Genomic DNA, 18,194 nt, shown 5'->3' with positions numbered 1-18,194 from the left:
GGAGGTCCGCCACCGCGCACGGATCACGCGACTCGGATGAGAGACCGCTGCCAGCCCGACGACCCGTCGGGCGCGATCGGTGCACGCTCCTCGATCTGGAGGTCGCCGTTCTTGTTGACGGCGCGCACCGCGACGTAGTGGGTGCCCGGAGTCGCGTCCCATTCCACGAACCACTGCACCCAGGTGTCCTCGTTGACGGGAGCCGAGAGCGTCGCCGCCTGCCAGTCACCGTCGTCGATGCTGATCTCGACGCGTTCGATGCCCACCGTCTGCGCCCAGGCGACGCCGGCGATGGCGACCTTGCCCGCGTCGACGGCGGATCCCAGCTTCGGGGTGTCGATCCGCGACGAGAACTTGATCGGCGCTTCGGCGCTGTACCCGCGCGGTGTCCAGTACGCCTCGTCCTTCTCGAACGTCGTGACGGTGAGCTGGGTGACCCACTTCGTGGCGGACACGTAGCCGTAGAGCCCGGGGACGACCATCCGCACCGGGAACCCGTGCTCGGGAGGCAGCGGTTCTCCGTTCATCGCGACGGCGAAGATCGCGTCGAGGCCGTCGTCCGTCAGCGCGGACAGCGGCGTGCTGGCCGTGTAGCCGTCGACGCTGCGCGAGAGCACCATGTCGGCGTCGCCCTTCACCCCGGCCTTCTTCAGGACGTCGCGCACGGGGACGCCGAGCCACTTCGCGGTGCCGACGAGCTCGCCGCCCACCTCGTTCGACACGCAGGTAAGGGTGATGGCGTACTCGTCGAGTCCCATGTCGAGCAGGTCCTGGAAGCCGATCTCGACCCGCTCGTCGACCATGCCGTCGATCACGAGACGCCAGGTCTCGGGGTCGACTGTGGGCACGGTGAGCGCGGTGTCGACGCGGTAGAAGTCCTTGTTGGGGGTGAACAGCGGGCTGAGGCCGGGGATGTCGAGCTCGGCGCCCTCCGGGATCGTGACCGTCGAGTTCGGTTTCGGCAGTCTGAGGTTGTCGCGGATCGCCTCGACCGACGTCACGGCCATGCTCACGGCGCGCGACGCGACGCCGACGACGAGGGCGGATGCTCCGGCGATGCCGGCCAGCAGGAAGAACTGCCGACGCCCCAGGGCTTTCGGGGTCGTGTCTCCGTCTGCACTCTCGCCCGCGGTCTTCCATGCGCGCAGGCGGCGCGACAGCATCACGAGAACGACGGCTCCGGCGGCCGCTCCGAGGATCGGCGGCAGGAAGCCGAGGGGGCTGACGCCGGCGCGGGTGACCACCGCCGCGGTCGAGAGAGCGCCCGCGATGGCGATCACGATCACGCCGAGCGGCGGTCGGACGTACTCGAGGATGCCGCCCACGGCCGAGGCGATCACCACAGCAAGGCCGAGACCCGCGAGCAAGGCGATCTTGTCGTACTCGCCGAACGTCGCGATCGCGAACTCCTTGAACGGCTGCGGCACGATGTCGATGACGAATCCGCCGACCGCCAGCACCGGGCTCGCCGACCGGGCCAGGATCAGCGCGAAGAGCTCGGCCACAGCGAGGAACACCGCCCCGCTGACGAGTCCGGCCAGAGCCGCCCAGACGAAGAACCGCTTACGGCCCGCTGCGTTCCGTGTCATGCCCGCTCTCCTCGTTCGCCGACGACGTCGTGGTCGTCTTCTGTTCGGAGCCGACAGCGTTTCGGATCTCGCGCACCCCGATCAGAGCGGGCGGGCGGTGATGGTGTCGCGACTCCGGCTGCGGCGGAGCGTGCTCAGACACCGGGAGCAGAGAATCTCGACCGTGCGGGGATGGTTCTCGCCGCAGTCGCAGTCGATCGACACGCGCCACTTCGCCTTGCGCCCGCACGCTTCGTAGGCGTCGTCGTCACCGTGGTCGCACTCGCAGAGCTGGCGCCCGCGATCGAGACCGGCCAACTCGTCGAGGTCGAGCAGGGCACCGAGGTCGGCGTCCGCTCGGGCATCGCGCTGCGTCGTGGTCACCTGCCGATGGTCCCAGGGCGCTGCCACCGGGCGCAACTCCGCGGATCAGACCTGCACGACGTGCGGGGGCGGAGGCGGGGGCAGCTGGCGCTGCGGAACGCCATGCGCTTCGCGGTGCAGACGCTCCATGCGGGCGTCGAGCTCGGCCGCGGCCTCGGCGGCATCCGTGAGGCTGTCGACGAGGTGCGAGGGCACCTGGTTCGAGAACTTGTAGTAGATCTTGTGCTCGAGGCTGGCCCAGAAATCCATGGCGATCGTGCGGAACTGCACCTCGACCGGCACCGACAGCGCGCCGGTCGAGAGGAACACGGGCACCTCGATGATGGCGTGCAGGCTCTTGTAGCCGTTCTCCTTGGGCTGCGCGATGTAGTCCTTGACCGTGCGGACGGTCACGTCGTCCTGGGCCGTGAACAGATCGAACAGGCGGTACACGTCGGCGACGAAGCTGCACGTCACCCGCACGCCGGCGATGTCGGTGATCTCCGTGCGGATGCGGTCGAAGTCGGGTTCCTCGATGCCCTTGCGCGCGATCTTCTCGACGATGCTGTCGGGCGTCTTGAGCCGGCTCTTCACGTGCTCGATCGGGTTGTACGCGTGGTGGTGCGTGAACTCGTCGCGGAGGATCGAGATCTTGGTCTCGACCTCGCGCATCCCGAACTCGTACTCGCGCAGGAAGCGCTGGAACTCGTCGCGGAGCTCCCGAGTCTGCTGGATGGCGTCGTCGGTGACCTGGAGGGACGTCATGATCTCGACGTTACGCGTTCGTGATCGGAAACGGCTGTGGATCGTCGATGAGCCCTGCACGTGTTCCGTGAGCACTCGTCGGGGCTCGTGAGGATTCCGTTAGGGACGCACGACGCGCCGTAGGGATTCCGTCAGGATGTCGTGAGGAACCCGTGCACGGGCGTAAAGTCGCCGGACGTGTCAGATGAATCACGCGAGACCACGGACGCGCCTCCGCTCGCCAAACGCATCCTCATCGGCGAACCGCTGACGAGCCAGCAGGTCGACGACCAGCTGCTGCCCAAGAAGATGGCGCTGCCGATCTTCGCGTCCGACGCGCTGAGCTCCGTGGCCTACGCGCCGCAGGAGCTCGTGATGATCCTCCTCATCGGCGGACTCACCTTCCTCTCCTTCACGCCGCTCGTCGCGACCGCAGTCGTGGTGCTGCTGATCGTCGTGGTGCTCAGCTACCGCCAGCTCATCAAGGCGTATCCCTCGGGCGGCGGCGACTACGAGGTCGCGTCGAAGAACCTGGGCGAGATCCCCGGCGTGATCGTCGCCGCGGCGCTGCTCGTCGACTACATCCTCACCGTCGCGGTGTCGGTCGCCTCCGGCGTCGACAACATCATCTCCGCGGTGCCGGGTCTCGATCCGTTCCGCGTCGAGCTGGCCGTCGGCTTCGTGATCCTCATCATCGTCGTGAATCTGCGCGGCGTGCGCGAGGCCTCGCTCGTGTTCGCGATCCCCACCTACGTCTTCATCGGCTCGGTCGGCTTCATGATCGTGACCGGCCTGATCCGCACCTTCCTGGGCGACGCCCCCGTGGCGTCGAGCGCCGAGTTCGCGGTGCACTCGGAGGACCTCGGCCAGGCAGCCGTGATCCTCCTCATCCTCCGCGCCTTCTCGAGCGGATGCTCCGCCCTCACGGGCGTCGAGGCCGTGTCGAACGGGGTGCCCGCCTTCCGCACGCCGAAGATCCGCAACGCCCAGACAACGCTCGTGCTGATGGGGTCGATCGCCGCGTGCCTGTTCGCGGGACTGACGGCGCTCGCGCTGATCGCGGGCGTGCACTACGCCGAGAACCCGTGCGACCTCGTGGGCTTCGACTGCTCGAACCCGCAACCGAGCCTGATGGCGCAGATCGCCTCGGCGACGTTCGGCGGCGGCAGCATCCTGTTCTTCATCATCCAGGCGGCGACCGCGTGCGTGCTGCTGCTCGCCGCCAACACCGCGTTCAACGGCTTTCCGCTGCTCGGATCCGTGCTCGCGCGCGACGGCTACGCCCCCAAGTCGCTCAACACCCGCGGCGACCGCCTGGTGTTCTCGAACGGCATGATCGTTCTCGGCATCGCGGCGATCGCCGTGCTCGTGGTGTTCCAGGCGCGGCTGACGACGCTCATCCAGCTGTACATCATCGGTGTGTTCGTGTCGTTCTCGCTGGGACAGATCGGCATGGTGCGCCACTGGCGGCGAGTGCTGCGCGGCCCGGCCGAGAAGACTCCGGATGCGGGGATCGACGGTGCCTCGGCATCCGATCGCCGGTCCGCCAAGGTGGGGCTCATCATCAACTCCGCCGGCGCGACGCTCACGGTGCTGGTGCTCCTGATCGTCACGATCACGAAGTTCACGCACGGCGCCTACCTCGTGTTCTTCGCGATCCCGATCCTCGCGTTCCTCATGCTCGGCGTGAAGCGCTACTACCGCGACGTCGAGCACGAGATCGCGATCGACGACACCACGAAGTTCGGCGCGACGGGCGACCTCGCGATCGTGCTCGTGAACCGTCTGCAGAAGCCCGTGGCGAAGGCCGTCGACTACGCGGTCGCCGCCAAGCACGACAAGACCATCGGCCTGCATGTGGCCGTGGCCTCGGACGACGTCGCTCCTCTGCAGAAGGAGTGGCGCGACCATCACGTGCCGATCCCGCTCGTGATCGCCGAGTCCCCGTACCGGTCGTTCGCGCAGCCCGTGGCGCAGTTCATCAAGCAGTACCGCGAGAAGCACGGGGCCTCGGTCGTGACCGTGTACCTGCCGCAGTACATCGTCGGGCACTGGTGGGAGACGTTCCTGCACAACCGCCGCGCCCGCCGCATGGCGAACCAGCTCATGCTCGTGCACGGCGTGACGATCACGCTCGTGCCGTGGCTGCTCGACTCGTCGGAGCTCATCTACGGGCGTCGCTCGCGGCCGCTGCCCGGCCAGGAGCGCGCCGGTCGTCCCGTCGTGGTCACGGGGCGTCGTGCGCACCGGCCGGAGGGTCCGCCCGAGGAGTGACGCTCGCGACGGGCGCTTCTCTAGGCTGAGGACATGAGCACGTCCGATGTCTGGCCCCTGCGCACCGAACGACTGCGGGTGCGCCCGATGACCGCGACCGACATCGAGGTCATGTGGGAATGGCGTCGCCTGCCCGACGTCAACCGCTGGCTGGGGCTCGCGCCCGACACTCTCGACGCGTTCCGCGAGCGCTACCTCGACCCCGACCGCCTCGCGTCGATGCACCTGATCGAGCTGATGCACGACGACGGAGCCGCCACCCCGATCGGCGATCTCATGATCAAGGTCGGCGACGGGTGGGCGCAGCTCGAGGTCGCCGATCAGGCGCGGGGCGTCGAGGCCGAACTCGGCTGGGTGCTCGATCCCGCGCACACCGGACGGGGCTACGCGACCGAGGCGATCCGCGCGGTGATCGGCGCGTGCTTCGGACCTCTCGGCCTGCGGCGTGTGCACGCCGGATGCTTCGCCGACAACGAGCCGTCCTGGCGACTCATGGAGAGGATCGGCATGCGCCGTGAGGAGTACAGCCGCAAGACGGCGCTGCACCGCTCGGGCGAATGGCTCGACGGCATGAACTACGGCATCCTCGCGGAGGAATGGGCGGCGCTCAGGTCTCGGTGACGCCGTCGACGACGAACGTGTAGAGGTCGCGCACGATGTCGATCGCCTCGACGCGGTCCCGCTCCCGCGCCGCCACGACGAAGGCGTCGACGACGGACCGCAGCATGGCCGGGTTGCGGGCGCGGCTCAGCGAGCGGATGCCGAAGACGAGCGCGCGGCGCTTCGCCGCGTGCAGCGACCGCAGGTGGGTGTTGCGAGAGAACGCGGCGAGCAGGTCGAGCAGGTCCCACAGTCCCTCGGCGCCGGCGATCTGGTCCGGATCGTCGTCGGTCCACAGTGCGGCGACCTCGCCGGCCCTGGCCACGAACACCGCGATGTCGGCATCCGTCGCCCTCGCGATGCCGAGGTCCGCTGCCGCGACCGAGAGGCCCGCGCACTCGGCGGCGACCGCGACGAACCACGCCGGGGTGGGGGTCGTGACGACCGAGGCCCGGTTGAGCCGCTGCTCGACCAGGTGCATGGCCTCGAGCGCGCTGAGGGCGGAGCGGACGGTGGCCGGCGCCACCGACAGTCGCTGCGTGAGGGCCGACACCGACAGCGGGGCGCCGGGGGCGAGATCGCCGGTCACGATGGAGCGCGCGAGCGCGTCGACGACGGCATCCGCGCGGGAGGCGAGCTGCGGGGTCGCGGGCTCGGCCCCGCCGATGAGACGGCTGTAGAGGAAGCCGTCGCCCCGCGCGTCGTCCATGTCAGCGCCGTGTCTTCGCGGCGGCGACCGCAGCGGCGCGCAGCGGCTCGATCGTGACGTGAGCGAAGAGGGGTTCGATGATCTCGCGGACCTCTCGTCCGTCGCGACGGGTGAGGGCCTCTCGCAACTGCGCGAGGGCCGCGCGCATGTGTTCGACGAACGCGTCGGGTACCCGCTGATCGGGCACGGTACGGGTGAGGTGCAGCGCGAGCTGTCCGTCGAGGATCTCGATCATCGTCTGATTCCCCGCGTTGGTGACCACTTCGGCCCACAGTGCGTACCACTGCTGCAGACCCTCCCTGGTGGCGGCCCAGGCGAGATCGGTCGCGAGCATCCCGTCGATCCGCCGGCGCAGGGAGGCGATCTGCTCGTCGGTGTAGTCGGGCACCGAGGTCACGGCGCAGTACCCGATCATCGCCGCCGCGGCCTCCGCGCGGTCGGCCTGCGCGTTCAGATCGACGGGCGCGACGCGGGTATACCGATTGGTGCGCACCTCGATGAGTCCGAGGTCGGCGAGGCGATTGAGCGCCTCACGGATCGGCGTGCGCGAGACGCCGTACTCGGCCTGCAGGTCCTGGTCGCGGATCTCCTCGAAGGGCTCCATGCGCCCCGACACGATCTCCTCCGCGAGCGTGGCGAACACCTGGTCGCGGATGAGCTGGCGCGGCCGGATCGGCGGGTGTTGGCTGATGTCGTCCACGGCCACACTCTAAGTCTCCGGTATATCGCGGCACCACACATCAGACACTGAAGTTTCACCGGCCGTTCCCCGACCTCAGTACCGTCGAAGCGTAGGGCAGCGGCCCACTCTTCCGGCACAACTCCCCATTCGTGCCTCGGATTCCCCAGATCCCCCCGATCCCGGGCCGCTGCCCTTCTCCATGCCAGCTGCCAGTGTGTTCATCCCGCGACCAGCGCGAGCGCCAGCGTCGCGAGCACCACGGTCGGCACCGCCACGATCACGCCCCACAGCATGAGTCGGCCCCAGCGGATCTCGACCCCGAGCGACACGACCCGGTGGTGCCACAGCAACGTCGCCAACGACGCCCACGGGGTGATGAGCGGGCCGAGGTTCACGCCGATGAGCAGCGCCATGAGCGCGACCGGATCGGAGGCCGAGGGCTCGAGGATCAGGTACGCGGGCAGGTTGTTGACGCCGTTCGCGGCGAGCGCGCCGACCGATGCGAGGCCCAGCAGCTGCCCGAACCCGTGCCCGTCGGTCGCGAGAGCCGACAGGAAGCCGAGGACGCCGTTCGCATGCGCCGTCTCGACGAGCACGAACAGCGCGGTCGCAAGACCGATCGCCTGCCACGGCACGAGCGACAGCCGCAGCACATGAGGTCGGCGTACCGCGAACAGGACCACGAGGAGCACCGCGGCGGCGGTGGCGGGAATCCACACGTCGTGCGTGAGCGCCAGCAGCGGAAGCAGCGCGAGCAGGATGCCGGTCGCGCCCCAGTACAGCACGCGGTCTGACGGATCGCCGGCCGACGGCATCCGATACGCGCCGAAGAGCGTGCGGCGGTGCGCGATCGTTATCAGTGCGACGGGCACGAGGATGCCGACGAGCGTCGGCGCCCAGCTCAGCGCGAGGAAGGATGCCGGGTTCTCGCCGATCGCCGGCGCGGCCAGCAGGTTAGTGAGGTTCGACACCGGCAGGGCGAGCGAGGCCGTGTTCGCGAGCCACACCGTCGCGAGCGCGAACGGAAGCGGTGAGACGCCGATGCTCTGCGCCAGCACGACCACCACCGGCGTGACGATCACGGCGGTCGTGTCGAGCGACAGGAACACCGTGCTCAGGACCGCGAGCAGCACCACCGACGCCCACAGCGCGATCACACGGCCGCGTCCCCACCGGGCGAGGCGCTGCGCGAGCACGTCGAACACCGCCGCGTCGCGGGCCAGCTCGGCGACGATCGTGATGGCCACGACGAACCCCAGCACCGGGGTGATGCGGGCACCCAACGCCCCGGCATCCGCTGCGGGCAGGATGCCGGTGACGAGGCAGATCAGGGCGACCGCGACGAGCACCAGGACGATGATGGTGCCCGGCCCCAGCCGGCGTCGCGTCGCGCTCACTTCGTGAGTGTACGACCGCGACGGCAGGATCGGCCCATCGGGCTGTACGACTCGCTCAGCGGTAGACCTCGCGGCGGTGAGCGGTCGACAGCACGAGCACGAGGAGCTCCCCGTCGTGGATGTCGTACACGATCCGATAGTCACCCACGCGGACCCGCCACTCGCCCTCGAAGTTCACGAGACGCGTGGCGGCGGGCGGGCGCGGATTCTCGGCGAGCAGATCGATCGCCGCCTGGATGCGGCGACGCGCGACGGCATCCATCTTCCGCAGTTGACGGATGGCCGCCGGTGCGACGACGACGGAGTACGTCACGCCAGGCCCAGCTCGGTCTTCACCTCGTCCCACGGCACCGGAGTGGCCTTGGTCTCCTCCATCTCCCGACGAGACGCCGCCGCGGCAGCTGCATCCTCGGCGTCTTCTGCCAGCTCGCGCAGACGCTCGTACTCGGAGACATCGATGACGACGGCGACCGGACGGTTGTGGCGGGTGAGGTACACCGGCTCGCGACGGGCGTCATCCACGACGGTCCCGAGGCTGTCGCGTGCTTCCGTGATGGCGATCGTGGTCATCTCCCCATTATCTCCGAAATCGGGGACTTCGGGGAGAACGCCCGCGGAATGGTGAGTCACGCGCTCGATGGGTACCGGTCGACCAGCGCGCGGTAGCGTCGGCTGTCGAGAAGCTCAGGATGAGCAGCCTCGATCTCCTGCCGAACCTCGCGCAGCATGTCATGTGCTGCGCCGCGGACCTCATCGACCATGACCTCGACCGAGGCGTCGACGTACGTCGGTTCGATCTTCACCCGATCCCCGCGCCGGGTGAACGCGATCCCCCCGTCCGTCTCGGTGAACTCGAACACCGCACGCCGCGACGTCTGGAGAGTGTCGGCAATATCGTTCATGGCCAGCGCGAAGTCGAGGACCGGGACCCATCCCCAGGCGACGCCGAAGTCCACACCGTCGGCGCTGAGGAGCAGATCGCCGGGAAAGCAGTCGTAGCACAGTTGCATCGCGTCGGCCACGGCGAGACGCATACCCGGAGGGTTCGAGGGAGCGAGGATGCGGTAGCCGAAGCGCAGCGTCATACCGTCATCATGCCGTCAGCAGTAACAGTTCACTCGCCTTCCCACTCGGAGAGCGCCCGCCGAGCTCTTTCGACATGCACGTCGTAGTCGCGGCTCAAGAGCATCGGCAGCTGCGGTTCGAGCATGCTCTCCACGTCCCACAGCACCCGCCGCTCTGCCGCATCGACTGTCAGCGACTCCTGCTCGTTCGCCGTCGCGAGCCACTCGAACAGCACGAGCGCCTCGTGTAGTCCTGGAACTCCCAGTGCCCGCGTAGACGAGCAAGAGGATGCCGATTCCGCTCCGCATCCCTCATGCCAGCATGATGAAGAGCCGGTAGGGCTCGATCGCGCCTATCGCGGGGATCTTCGGGAATCTCTGAGCCTGGAGTTGCGGATCTCGATACAGGAGCGGTCGGAGCAGCACGAAGATCAGGAAGAGCGTCAGTAGTGAGTCGTACCAGCACGCGGCCTGTCCCAGCGATGCTCTCTGCCACCACCAATGGATGAGCAGCCAGGACACCAAGGCGAACGGCAGCAGGATCCAGAGCAGGAAGCCTCGGATCAACAGGAACAACAGCCATCCGACGTGCACCAAGAAGGGCTTGCGGGGCGGCGTGGCACCGCCTCCCTCCTCAGCCGGAACGATCTTCATCGTGCTGAATATAGAGCACGCGCACCACGTCTCGGGATTCCGGCCCCGACCGCTTCGGGGTCCGACACAGTCCGGAATCCGGTCGACCGCGCCGGATCCGGTCGCCGAGCCTGCTCGCGTCCGCGTTTCGCGCGGTTTACCGGATGTGGGTTCGGAGGCGCGGCGGCCGGGGGATCGAGCGTGAGCATCCCGCATGCATCCGCGGCGCACCCGTAGGCAAAGCGTGAGGATCGCCATGACGCGTCCCGCACGGGAGTTGTATCGACTCTCGTGCTCGACATCATCTACATCGCGCTGACTCTCGCGCTGTTCGCCCTGGTCGCCCTCGTCGCGAAGGGGGTGGAGCGCCTGTGATCGTCTTCGAGATCATCGGCGCGGCCCTCGCCGTCGCCGCCGTCGTCTACCTCGTGGTGGCCCTCGTCGCTCCGGAGAAGTTCTGATGGGCGCGGACATCTGGTTCGGCGTCCTGCAGGCGGCGGTGCTGATCGCCGCGATCGTCCTGCTCTACCGCCCACTCGGCGACTACATGGCGCACGTGTTCACCACGCCTCGCGACGCGCGCATCGAGCGTGGCGTCTACCGGATGATCGGCGTGAACCCGGCATCCGAGCAGACCTGGCGCGCATACGCCCGCAGCGTCCTCGCGTTCTCGGTGGTCGGCCTGCTGCTCGTCTACGGCCTGCAGCGGCTGCAGGCGTTCCTGCCCGCATCCCTCGGCCTCCCCGCCGTGCCCGAGGGTCTCGCGTTCAACACGGCGGCGTCGTTCGTCGCGAACACGAACTGGCAGTCGTACTCCCCCGAGCAGACCATGGGCTATACGGTGCAGCTCGCGGGTCTCACGGTGCAGAACTTCGTGTCGGCGGCGGTCGGCCTTGCAGTCGCCGTCGCGCTGATCCGCGGGCTGTCGCGCCGCGGCTCGACGACGATCGGCAACTTCTGGGTCGACCTGATCCGTGGGCTGGGCCGCATCCTGCTGCCGATCGCACTTCTCGCGGCGATCGCCCTGATCGCGGGCGGCGTGATCCAGAACTTCGCCGGATTCGCCGACGTCACCACGGTCTCGGGCGGCACGCAGACGATCCCCGGCGGGCCCGTCGCCTCGCAGGAGGCCATCAAGCTGCTCGGCACGAACGGCGGCGGGTTCTTCAACGCCAACTCCGCGCATCCGTTCGAGAACCCGACCGGCTTCACGAACCTGCTGCAGATCCTGCTCATCCTCATGATCCCGTTCGCGCTCCCCCGCACGTTCGGACGGATGCTGGGCGACCACCGCCAGGGCTACGCGATCGCCGCCGCCATGGGCACGATCTTCCTCGTCTCGACGGTCGCGCTCTCGGCGCTCGAACTCGCCGGACGCGGCACCGCCCCCGAACTCGCCGGCGCCGCGATGGAAGGCAAGGAGGTGCGCTTCGGCATCCTGGGCTCCACGCTGTTCGGCAGCGCGAGCACCCTGACGTCGACAGGCGCGGTGAACTCCATGCACGACTCGTACACGGCGCTCGGCGGCATGATGCCGATGCTCAACATGATGCTCGGAGAGGTCGCCCCCGGCGGCGTCGGATCGGGCCTGTACGGGATGCTGGTGCTCGCCGTGATCGCGGTGTTCGTCGGCGGGCTTCTCGTCGGTCGCACCCCGGAGTACCTCGGCAAGCGGATCGGCCCGCGGGAGATCAAGCTCGCCAGCCTGTACATCCTCGTGACGCCGACCCTCGTGCTGCTCGGCACCGCGCTGAGCTTCGCGATCCCCGGCATCCGCGCCGACGTCGAGTCGACCAGCATCCTCAATCCGGGCGTGCACGGCATGAGCGAGGTGCTCTACGCCTTCACCTCGGCCGCGAACAACAACGGCTCCGCGTTCGCCGGGCTCACCGCGAACACGCCCTGGTTCAACACGGCGCTCGGCGTCGCGATGCTGCTCGGACGGTTCCTGCCGATCGTGCTCGTACTGGCGCTCGCCGGGTCGTTCGCCGCCCAGCAGCGCGTACCCGAGACCACGGGCACGCTCCCCACCCACCGACCGCAGTTCGTGGGTCTCCTCACCGCCGTGACCGTCATCATCACGGCACTCACCTACTTCCCGGTGCTCGCGCTGGGGCCCCTCGCCGAAGGACTCGTCTGACCATGACCACACGCGTTTCGTCTCGCTCCGCTCGCTCAACGACCGAGGAAGTCGAACAACAGGATGCCGCGGCATCCTCCGCAACTCCCGCACTCCGCGCATTCGGCTGGGCGCAGCTGACCCAGGCCCTCCCCGGGGCGCTGCGCAAGCTCAACCCGGCATCCCTCGTCCGCAACCCCGTGATGCTGCTGGTCTGGGTCGGCGCAGCATTCACGACCGTGCTCGCGATCGCCGAGCCGTTCCTCGGCGGACCGGCCGCCTCGGGCGGCACCCCCGTACCCGCGCCGTTCACGTGGGGCATCGCGGTCTGGCTGTGGCTCACGGTGCTGTTCGCGAACGCGGCCGAGTCCGTCGCCGAGGGTCGCGGCAAGGCGCAGGCGGCGACGCTGCGCAAGACCCGTACGAGCACGATGGCCCGGCGCGTGGTGCGCTACGACGCGACGACGGATGCCGCGGCCGAGCGCGCCGAGACCGTCGAGGTGTCGTCGGCGGAGCTGCAGCGCGACGACCTCGTGATCGTCACGGCCGGCGACCTGATCCCGGGCGACGGCGACATCGTCGCGGGCATCGCGACCGTCGACGAATCGGCCATCACGGGCGAGAGCGCCCCCGTGATCCGCGAGTCCGGTGGCGACCGCAGCGCCGTCACCGGGGGCACCCGAGTGCTGTCGGACCGCATCGTCGTGCGCATCACGTCGAAGCCCGGCGAGACGTTCGTCGACCGCATGATCGCGCTCGTCGAGGGCGCCAGTCGCCAGCGGACCCCCAACGAGATCGCGCTGAACATCCTGCTCGCGAGCCTGTCGATCGTGTTCGTCGTGGTCGTGCTCGCGCTCAACCCGATCGCGTCGTACGCGGCGTCGCCCGTCAGCATCCCCGTGCTCATCGCCCTGCTGGTCTGCCTCATCCCGACGACGATCGGCGCGCTGCTCTCGGCCATCGGCATCGCCGGCATGGATCGCCTCGTGCAGCGCAACGTGCTCGCGATGTCGGGTCGCGCGGTCGAGGCCGCCGGCGATGTGACGACGCTGCTGCTCGACAAGACCGGCACGATCACCTACGGCAACCGTCGCGCGCACGAGGTGCTTCCGCTCACGGGCGTCGACGCCGACGAGCTGCTGCGCATCGCGGCACTGTCGTCGCTCGCCGACCCGACCCCCGAGGGTGCGTCGATCGTCGAGCTGGCGGCGAGCCGAGGCATCCTCGTCGCGCAGCCGACGGACGCGGTCGTCGTGCCCTTCACGGCGCAGACCCGCATGTCCGGGCTGGACCTGGCCGACGGCACGCAGATCCGCAAGGGCGCCGGTTCCGCCGTCGCCGCATGGCTCGAGCTGAAATCGGACGCCGATCTCACCGCGCTGACCGACGGCGTCGCCTCGAGCGGCGGCACTCCCCTGGTCGTCGCCGTCCGCGCCGGTCAGGGCGACCGGATCCTCGGTGTCGTGCACCTCAAGGACATCGTCAAGGACGGCCTGCGCGAGCGGTTCGACGAACTGCGCAGCATGGGCATCCGCACGGTCATGATCACGGGCGACAACCCGCTCACCGCGGCCGCGATCGCGAAGGAGGCCGGCGTCGACGACTTCCTCGCCGAGGCCACGCCCGAGCAGAAGCTCGAGCTCATCAAGCGCGAGCAGGAGGGCGGCCGCCTGGTCGCGATGACCGGCGACGGCACGAACGACGCCCCCGCGCTCGCACAGGCCGACGTCGGCGTGGCGATGAACACCGGCACCTCGGCCGCGAAGGAGGCCGGCAACATGGTCGACCTCGACTCCGATCCGACCAAGCTCATCGACATCGTGCGCATCGGCAAGCAGCTGCTCATCACGCGCGGTGCGCTCACGACGTTCTCGCTCGCGAACGACATCGCCAAGTACTTCGCGATCATCCCGGCGATGTTCATGGGGGTCTTCCCCGGCCTCGCGGCGCTGAACATCATGCAACTCCACTCTCCGGCGTCCGCGGTCACGAGCGCGATCGTGTTCAACGCGATCGTGATCGTGTTCCTCATCCCGCTCGCACTCCGCGGCGTGAGGTACCGACCGGCGAGCGCCTCGCAGATCCTGCAACGCAACCTGCTCGTCTACGGCCTCGGCGGCGTGATCGCCCCGTTCGTCGGCATCAAGCTCATCGACCTCGTCGTGAGCCTCATCCCCGGATTCTGACGGCGTTTCGTCTCGCTCCGCCCGCTCGACGACCAGCACCTCGAAAGGTCTCCCATGTCCACCCGTTCCACCCTCCGCACCACGGGCGTCGCCGTCCGCGCGATGCTCCTCCTCACGCTCGTGCTCGGCGTCGCGTACACGCTGGTCGTGACCGGCATCGGCCAGCTCGCACTGCCGTTCCCGGCGAACGGGTCGCCCCTGCCCGACGACAAGGGCAGCGCGCTGATCGGGCAGTCGTTCACGGATGCCGACGGCGAGGCGCTCCCGGAGTACTTCCAATCCCGTCCGTCGGCGGCCGGCGACGGCTACGACGGCACGAGCTCGAGCGGCAGCAATCTCGGCCCCGAGAACGCCGACCTCGTCGCCGCGATCGAGGAGCGCCGTGCGGCGATCGCGGAGCGCGAGGGCGTGAGCGAGGACGCCGTGCCCGCCGACGCCGTCACCGCCTCCGGCTCGGGCCTCGACCCGCACATCAGCGTCGCGTACGCCCTGCTCCAGGTGCCCCGCGTGGCCGAGGCGCGAGGTCTCCCCGAACAGCAGGTGCGCGACCTCGTGGAGTCTAGGATTCAAGGGCGGGATCTGGGATTCCTCGGCGAAGAGCGCATCAACGCCGCGGAGCTCAATCTCGCGCTCGATGAGCGGGAGGGCGAATGACGGCATCCGGAAAGCGCGGTCGGCTTCGCGTGCTGCTGGGTGCCGCACCCGGCGTCGGCAAGACGTTCGAGATGCTCGCCGAGGGGCGCCGCCTGCTCGGTGAGGGCCGCGACGTCGTGATCGCGATCGTCGAGACGCACGATCGTGCCGCGACCGCGGCGCTGACCGTCGGATTCCCCGAGGTCCCCCGCCGTACCGACCTCCACCGCGGCGTCCCCCTCACCGAGATGGATCTGGACGCCGTGCTCGCACGCTCCCCCGAGATCGCGCTCGTCGATGAACTCGCGCACACGAACGTCCCCGGCTCCACGAACGTCAAGCGCTGGCAGGACGTCGAGGTGCTGCGGGATGCCGGCATCGACGTCGTGACGACCGTGAACGTGCAGCACATCGAGTCGCTCAACGCCGTCGTCGAGAAGATCACGGGCGTCGCGCAGCAGGAGACGATCCCGGATGCCGTGGTGCGGGCCGCCGACGAGATCGAGGTCGTCGACCTGGCACCGCAGTCGCTCCGCGACCGCCTCTCTGCCGGACTCGTGTACCCCGCCGAGCGCATCGACGCCGCCCTGTCGAACTACTTCCGTCTCGGCAACCTCACGGCACTGCGCGAGCTGGCGCTGCTGTGGCTGGCCGACGAGGTCGACAGCGCCCTGCGCAGCTATCGCGCCGACCACGGGATCGAGGGCACGTGGCAGGCGCGCGAGCGCGTGGTCGTCGCCCTCACCGGTGGCCCCGAGGGCGAGACGCTGCTCCGACGCGGAGCCCGCATCGCCGCACGCTCGGCCGGAGGGGAACTGCTCGCGGTGCACGTCGCCGCCCAGGACGGGCTCCGCGACGAGACCCCGGGCGCGCTCGCGGCGCAGCGCTCGCTCGTCGAGTCCCTGGGCGGCACGTTCCACCAGATCATCGGCGACGACATCCCCGAGACCCTCGTCGAGTTCGCGCAGGGCGCCGACGCCACGCAGCTCGTGATCGGGGTGAGCCGTCGGGGGCGCCTCGCGGCGGCGTTGACCGGCCCCGGCATCGGCTCCGAGGTCATCCGCCGCTCCGGCGACATCGACGTGCACATCGTGACGCACGCCGCGGCCGGGAACCGGGTGCGCCTCCCCCGCATCACGGGAGGCGCACTGGGCTGGCGCCGTCAGGTGCTCGGCTTCGCGGTCGCGCTCGTGTTCGGCCCGTTGCTGTCGTGGATCATGTTCACGTTCCGCAGCCCCGAGTCCATCACGGCCGAGGTGCTCGCGTATCAGCTGCTCGTGGTCGTGGTGGCGCTGGTCGGCGGTGTGCGCCCCGCGGTGTTCGCCGCGGTGCTGTCGGGCATCACGCTCGACTTCCTGTTCGTGGCGCCGCTCTTCACGATCACGATCGCACATCCGCTGCACGTGCTCGCCCTCGCGCTGTACGTGCTGATCGCCGTGCTCGTCAGCATCATCGTCGACCAGGCCGCCCGACGCGCCCGCACCGCGCAGCGCGCCGCCGCGGAGGCCGAGCTGCTCGCCGCCGTGGCCGGCAACGTGCTGCGCGGCGACAATGCCGTGTTGGCCCTCGTCAGCCGCACGCGCGAGGCGTTCGGTCTCGCGGGCGTCCGCCTGCTCACGCCGGACGGCGAGGTGCTGGCGAGCGACGGAGAGCCCGTGCCCGACGGCCGCGCCACGCGGGTCGACGTCGGGGGCGCGTCGCCCGCGGTGCTCGAGCTGCACGGGGAGCCGCTCGACACCCCGGCACGGCGCCTGCTCGACGCGATCGTGGCACAGCTCGCCGCGGCGATCGAGCACACCGACCTGCGCGCCACCGCGCGGGAAGCCGTGGCCCTCGCCGAGACCGACCAGGTACGCAGCGCCCTCCTCTCCGCGGTCAGCCACGATCTGCGGCGCCCGCTCGCATCGGCCGTCGCCGCGATCGGCGGGCTCCGCGGGGCGCACAGCCTGTCGGCATCCGATCGGGAGGAGTTGCTCGCGACCGCGGACGAGAGCCTCGCGACGCTGTCGACGCTCGTGACCGATCTGCTCGACGTGAGCCGCGTGCAGGCGGGCGTGCTCGCGGTGTCGACCATGCGGCTCGACATCGCCGGGCCCGTGCTCGCGGCCGTCGACGAGCTCGACCTCGGTCCGGGCGACGTCGAGCTCGCGCTCGACCCCGCCCTTCCGGCGGTCGCGGCCGACCCCGTGCTGCTGCAGCGCGTGCTCGTGAACGTGATCGCCAACGCGCACCGCCACGCCCCCGCCGACAGCCGCGTGATCGTGTCGACCAGCACGCTCGGCGACCGCGCCGAGATCCGCGTGATCGACCGTGGCGCCGGAGTGCCGGCGGCGAAGCGCGACGCGATCTTCCAGCCGTTCCAGCGCCTCGGCGACACCGACAACACGACCGGTCTCGGGCTGGGCCTCGCCCTGTCGCGCGGGTTCGCCGAGGGCATGGGCGGTAGCCTGACTCCCGAGGACACCCCGGGCGGTGGCCTCACCATGGTCATCTCGCTGCCGCTGGCCGGCGCCGACAGGGAGGGGGCGGAGTGAAGCTCCTCATCGCCGACGACGACCCGCAGATGGTGCGGGCACTGCGCATCACGCTCGCCGCGCACGGTTACGAGGTGGTCGTCGCCCCGGACGGCGCGGCCGCGGTCGCCGCCGCCGCCCAGTCCCACCCCGACCTCATCATGCTCGACCTGGGGATGCCGCGGCTCGACGGCATCGAGGTCATCCAGGCACTCCGCGGGTGGACGAGCGTGCCGATCATCGTCGTTTCCGGCCGCACGGGTTCGGCCGACAAGGTCGAGGCGCTGGATGCCGGAGCCGACGACTTCGTCACCAAGCCCTTCCAGGTCGACGAGCTGCTCGCACGGCTGCGCGCCCTCTCGCGGCGCGCGGCTCCGGCCGGCGGCGAGTCGACGGTGGGCTTCGCCGACGTGGTGGTCGACCTCGCGACCAAGACCGTCACCCGCGCGGGGTCCCGCGTGCACCTGACGCCGACGGAGTGGCGGATGCTCGAGCACCTCGCACGCCATCCCGGTGCGCTCGTCACGCGGCAAGACCTCCTCAAGGAGATATGGGGCAGCGAGCAGGTCTCCGACTCGGGATACCTGCGCCTGTACATGTCGCAGCTGCGCAAGAAGCTCGAGGCCGCGCCGGGGTCCCCGGCACACCTGCTCACCGAGTCCGGGATGGGCTACCGGCTGGTGCTCTGACGCGGGCGCCGGGGTCGCTT

At 69.6% G+C, this 18,194-nt stretch carries 19 protein-coding genes; 8 read left to right on the top strand and 11 right to left on the bottom strand.

The genetic code is table 11. The annotated features are described in order from the left end of the window. Positions 1-23 precede the first annotated feature (23 nt). The 3 genes from ACIPY8_RS02355 to ACIPY8_RS02345 form a co-directional block, all read right to left on the bottom strand. Entirely contained in the window at positions 24-1,589 is a 1,566-nt protein-coding gene (locus ACIPY8_RS02355; RefSeq protein ID WP_400814531.1) for a molybdopterin-dependent oxidoreductase, read from the bottom strand. Positions 1,590-1,670: 81 nt separating this feature from the next. Next, a complete protein-coding gene (locus ACIPY8_RS02350) occupies positions 1,671-1,952 on the bottom strand; it encodes a hypothetical protein (RefSeq protein ID WP_400814529.1) in 282 nt (93 codons plus the stop codon). Positions 1,953-1,997: 45 nt separating this feature from the next. Further along, positions 1,998-2,696, bottom strand: coding sequence for a GTP pyrophosphokinase family protein (locus ACIPY8_RS02345; protein ID WP_400814526.1), 699 nt, complete (start codon positions 2,694-2,696; stop codon positions 1,998-2,000). A gap of 288 nt (positions 2,697-2,984) precedes the next feature. On the opposite strand from ACIPY8_RS02345, the gene ACIPY8_RS02340 reads away from it, so the two are divergent. Further along, positions 2,985-4,949 (top strand): APC family permease, encoded by a 1,965-nt coding sequence (locus ACIPY8_RS02340; RefSeq protein ID WP_400817624.1) that lies wholly within the window; start codon positions 2,985-2,987, stop codon positions 4,947-4,949. A gap of 33 nt (positions 4,950-4,982) precedes the next feature. Further along, the gene (locus ACIPY8_RS02335; RefSeq protein WP_400814523.1) at positions 4,983-5,570 is read left to right on the top strand and encodes a GNAT family N-acetyltransferase; all 588 of its coding nucleotides are present in this window, start codon (positions 4,983-4,985) and stop codon (positions 5,568-5,570) included. Here ACIPY8_RS02335 and ACIPY8_RS02330 read toward each other — a convergent pair. The 8 genes from ACIPY8_RS02330 to ACIPY8_RS02295 form a co-directional block, all read right to left on the bottom strand. Then, complete coding sequence (locus tag ACIPY8_RS02330; protein ID WP_400814520.1) at positions 5,557-6,258, bottom strand: GntR family transcriptional regulator; 702 nt, start codon at positions 6,256-6,258, stop codon at positions 5,557-5,559. The genes ACIPY8_RS02335 and ACIPY8_RS02330 overlap by 14 nt on opposite strands. 1 nt (position 6,259) lies before the next feature. After that, a complete protein-coding gene (locus ACIPY8_RS02325; RefSeq protein WP_400814518.1) occupies positions 6,260-6,958 on the bottom strand; it encodes a GntR family transcriptional regulator in 699 nt (232 codons plus the stop codon). Between the two features lie 200 nt (positions 6,959-7,158). After that, positions 7,159-8,337, bottom strand: coding sequence for an SLC13 family permease (locus ACIPY8_RS02320; protein ID WP_400814516.1), 1,179 nt, complete (start codon positions 8,335-8,337; stop codon positions 7,159-7,161). Between the two features lie 55 nt (positions 8,338-8,392). Beyond that, a complete protein-coding gene (locus tag ACIPY8_RS02315) occupies positions 8,393-8,650 on the bottom strand; it encodes a type II toxin-antitoxin system RelE/ParE family toxin (protein WP_400814514.1) in 258 nt (85 codons plus the stop codon). Continuing rightward, positions 8,647-8,907, bottom strand: a complete 261-nt coding sequence (locus ACIPY8_RS02310) for a type II toxin-antitoxin system Phd/YefM family antitoxin (protein WP_400814512.1) — start codon at positions 8,905-8,907, stop codon at positions 8,647-8,649. Before ACIPY8_RS02310 ends, ACIPY8_RS02315 begins: the two co-directional genes overlap by 4 nt. A gap of 56 nt (positions 8,908-8,963) precedes the next feature. Then, positions 8,964-9,359, bottom strand: a complete 396-nt coding sequence (locus ACIPY8_RS02305; RefSeq protein WP_400814510.1) for a hypothetical protein — start codon at positions 9,357-9,359, stop codon at positions 8,964-8,966. A 92-nt stretch (positions 9,360-9,451) separates the two neighbouring features. Further along, on the bottom strand, positions 9,452-9,637 hold the full coding sequence (locus ACIPY8_RS02300) for a hypothetical protein (RefSeq protein ID WP_400814508.1): 186 nt from the start codon (positions 9,635-9,637) through the stop codon (positions 9,452-9,454). 76 nt (positions 9,638-9,713) lie between these two features. Continuing rightward, the gene (locus ACIPY8_RS02295) at positions 9,714-10,055 is read right to left on the bottom strand and encodes a hypothetical protein (protein WP_400814506.1); all 342 of its coding nucleotides are present in this window, start codon (positions 10,053-10,055) and stop codon (positions 9,714-9,716) included. Between the two features lie 350 nt (positions 10,056-10,405). Between ACIPY8_RS02295 and kdpF the strand changes: the two genes are divergently transcribed. Genes kdpF through ACIPY8_RS02265 form a run of 6 tightly spaced genes read left to right on the top strand, consistent with a single transcriptional unit; the run spans position 10,406 to position 18,174 of the window. After that, complete coding sequence (kdpF, locus tag ACIPY8_RS02290) at positions 10,406-10,495, top strand: K(+)-transporting ATPase subunit F (protein ID WP_375087795.1); 90 nt, start codon at positions 10,406-10,408, stop codon at positions 10,493-10,495. Next, on the top strand, positions 10,495-12,174 hold the full coding sequence (gene kdpA / locus ACIPY8_RS02285) for a potassium-transporting ATPase subunit KdpA (protein WP_400814504.1): 1,680 nt from the start codon (positions 10,495-10,497) through the stop codon (positions 12,172-12,174). Before kdpF ends, kdpA begins: the two co-directional genes overlap by 1 nt. A gap of 2 nt (positions 12,175-12,176) precedes the next feature. Beyond that, entirely contained in the window at positions 12,177-14,339 is a 2,163-nt protein-coding gene (gene kdpB, locus ACIPY8_RS02280; protein WP_400814502.1) for a potassium-transporting ATPase subunit KdpB, read from the top strand. Between the two features lie 54 nt (positions 14,340-14,393). Beyond that, on the top strand, positions 14,394-14,993 hold the full coding sequence (kdpC, locus tag ACIPY8_RS02275; protein ID WP_400814500.1) for a potassium-transporting ATPase subunit KdpC: 600 nt from the start codon (positions 14,394-14,396) through the stop codon (positions 14,991-14,993). Next, positions 14,990-17,506, top strand: a complete 2,517-nt coding sequence (locus ACIPY8_RS02270; protein WP_400814498.1) for an ATP-binding protein — start codon at positions 14,990-14,992, stop codon at positions 17,504-17,506. Before kdpC ends, ACIPY8_RS02270 begins: the two co-directional genes overlap by 4 nt. Beyond that, positions 17,503-18,174 (top strand): response regulator, encoded by a 672-nt coding sequence (locus tag ACIPY8_RS02265; RefSeq protein ID WP_400814496.1) that lies wholly within the window; start codon positions 17,503-17,505, stop codon positions 18,172-18,174. Before ACIPY8_RS02270 ends, ACIPY8_RS02265 begins: the two co-directional genes overlap by 4 nt. Positions 18,175-18,194 lie beyond the last annotated feature (20 nt).

Source organism: Microbacterium sp. NPDC089696, from assembly GCF_044749125.1.
Classification (GTDB): domain Bacteria; phylum Actinomycetota; class Actinomycetes; order Actinomycetales; family Microbacteriaceae; genus Microbacterium.
This window is presented reverse-complemented; position numbering and strand designations above follow the sequence as displayed.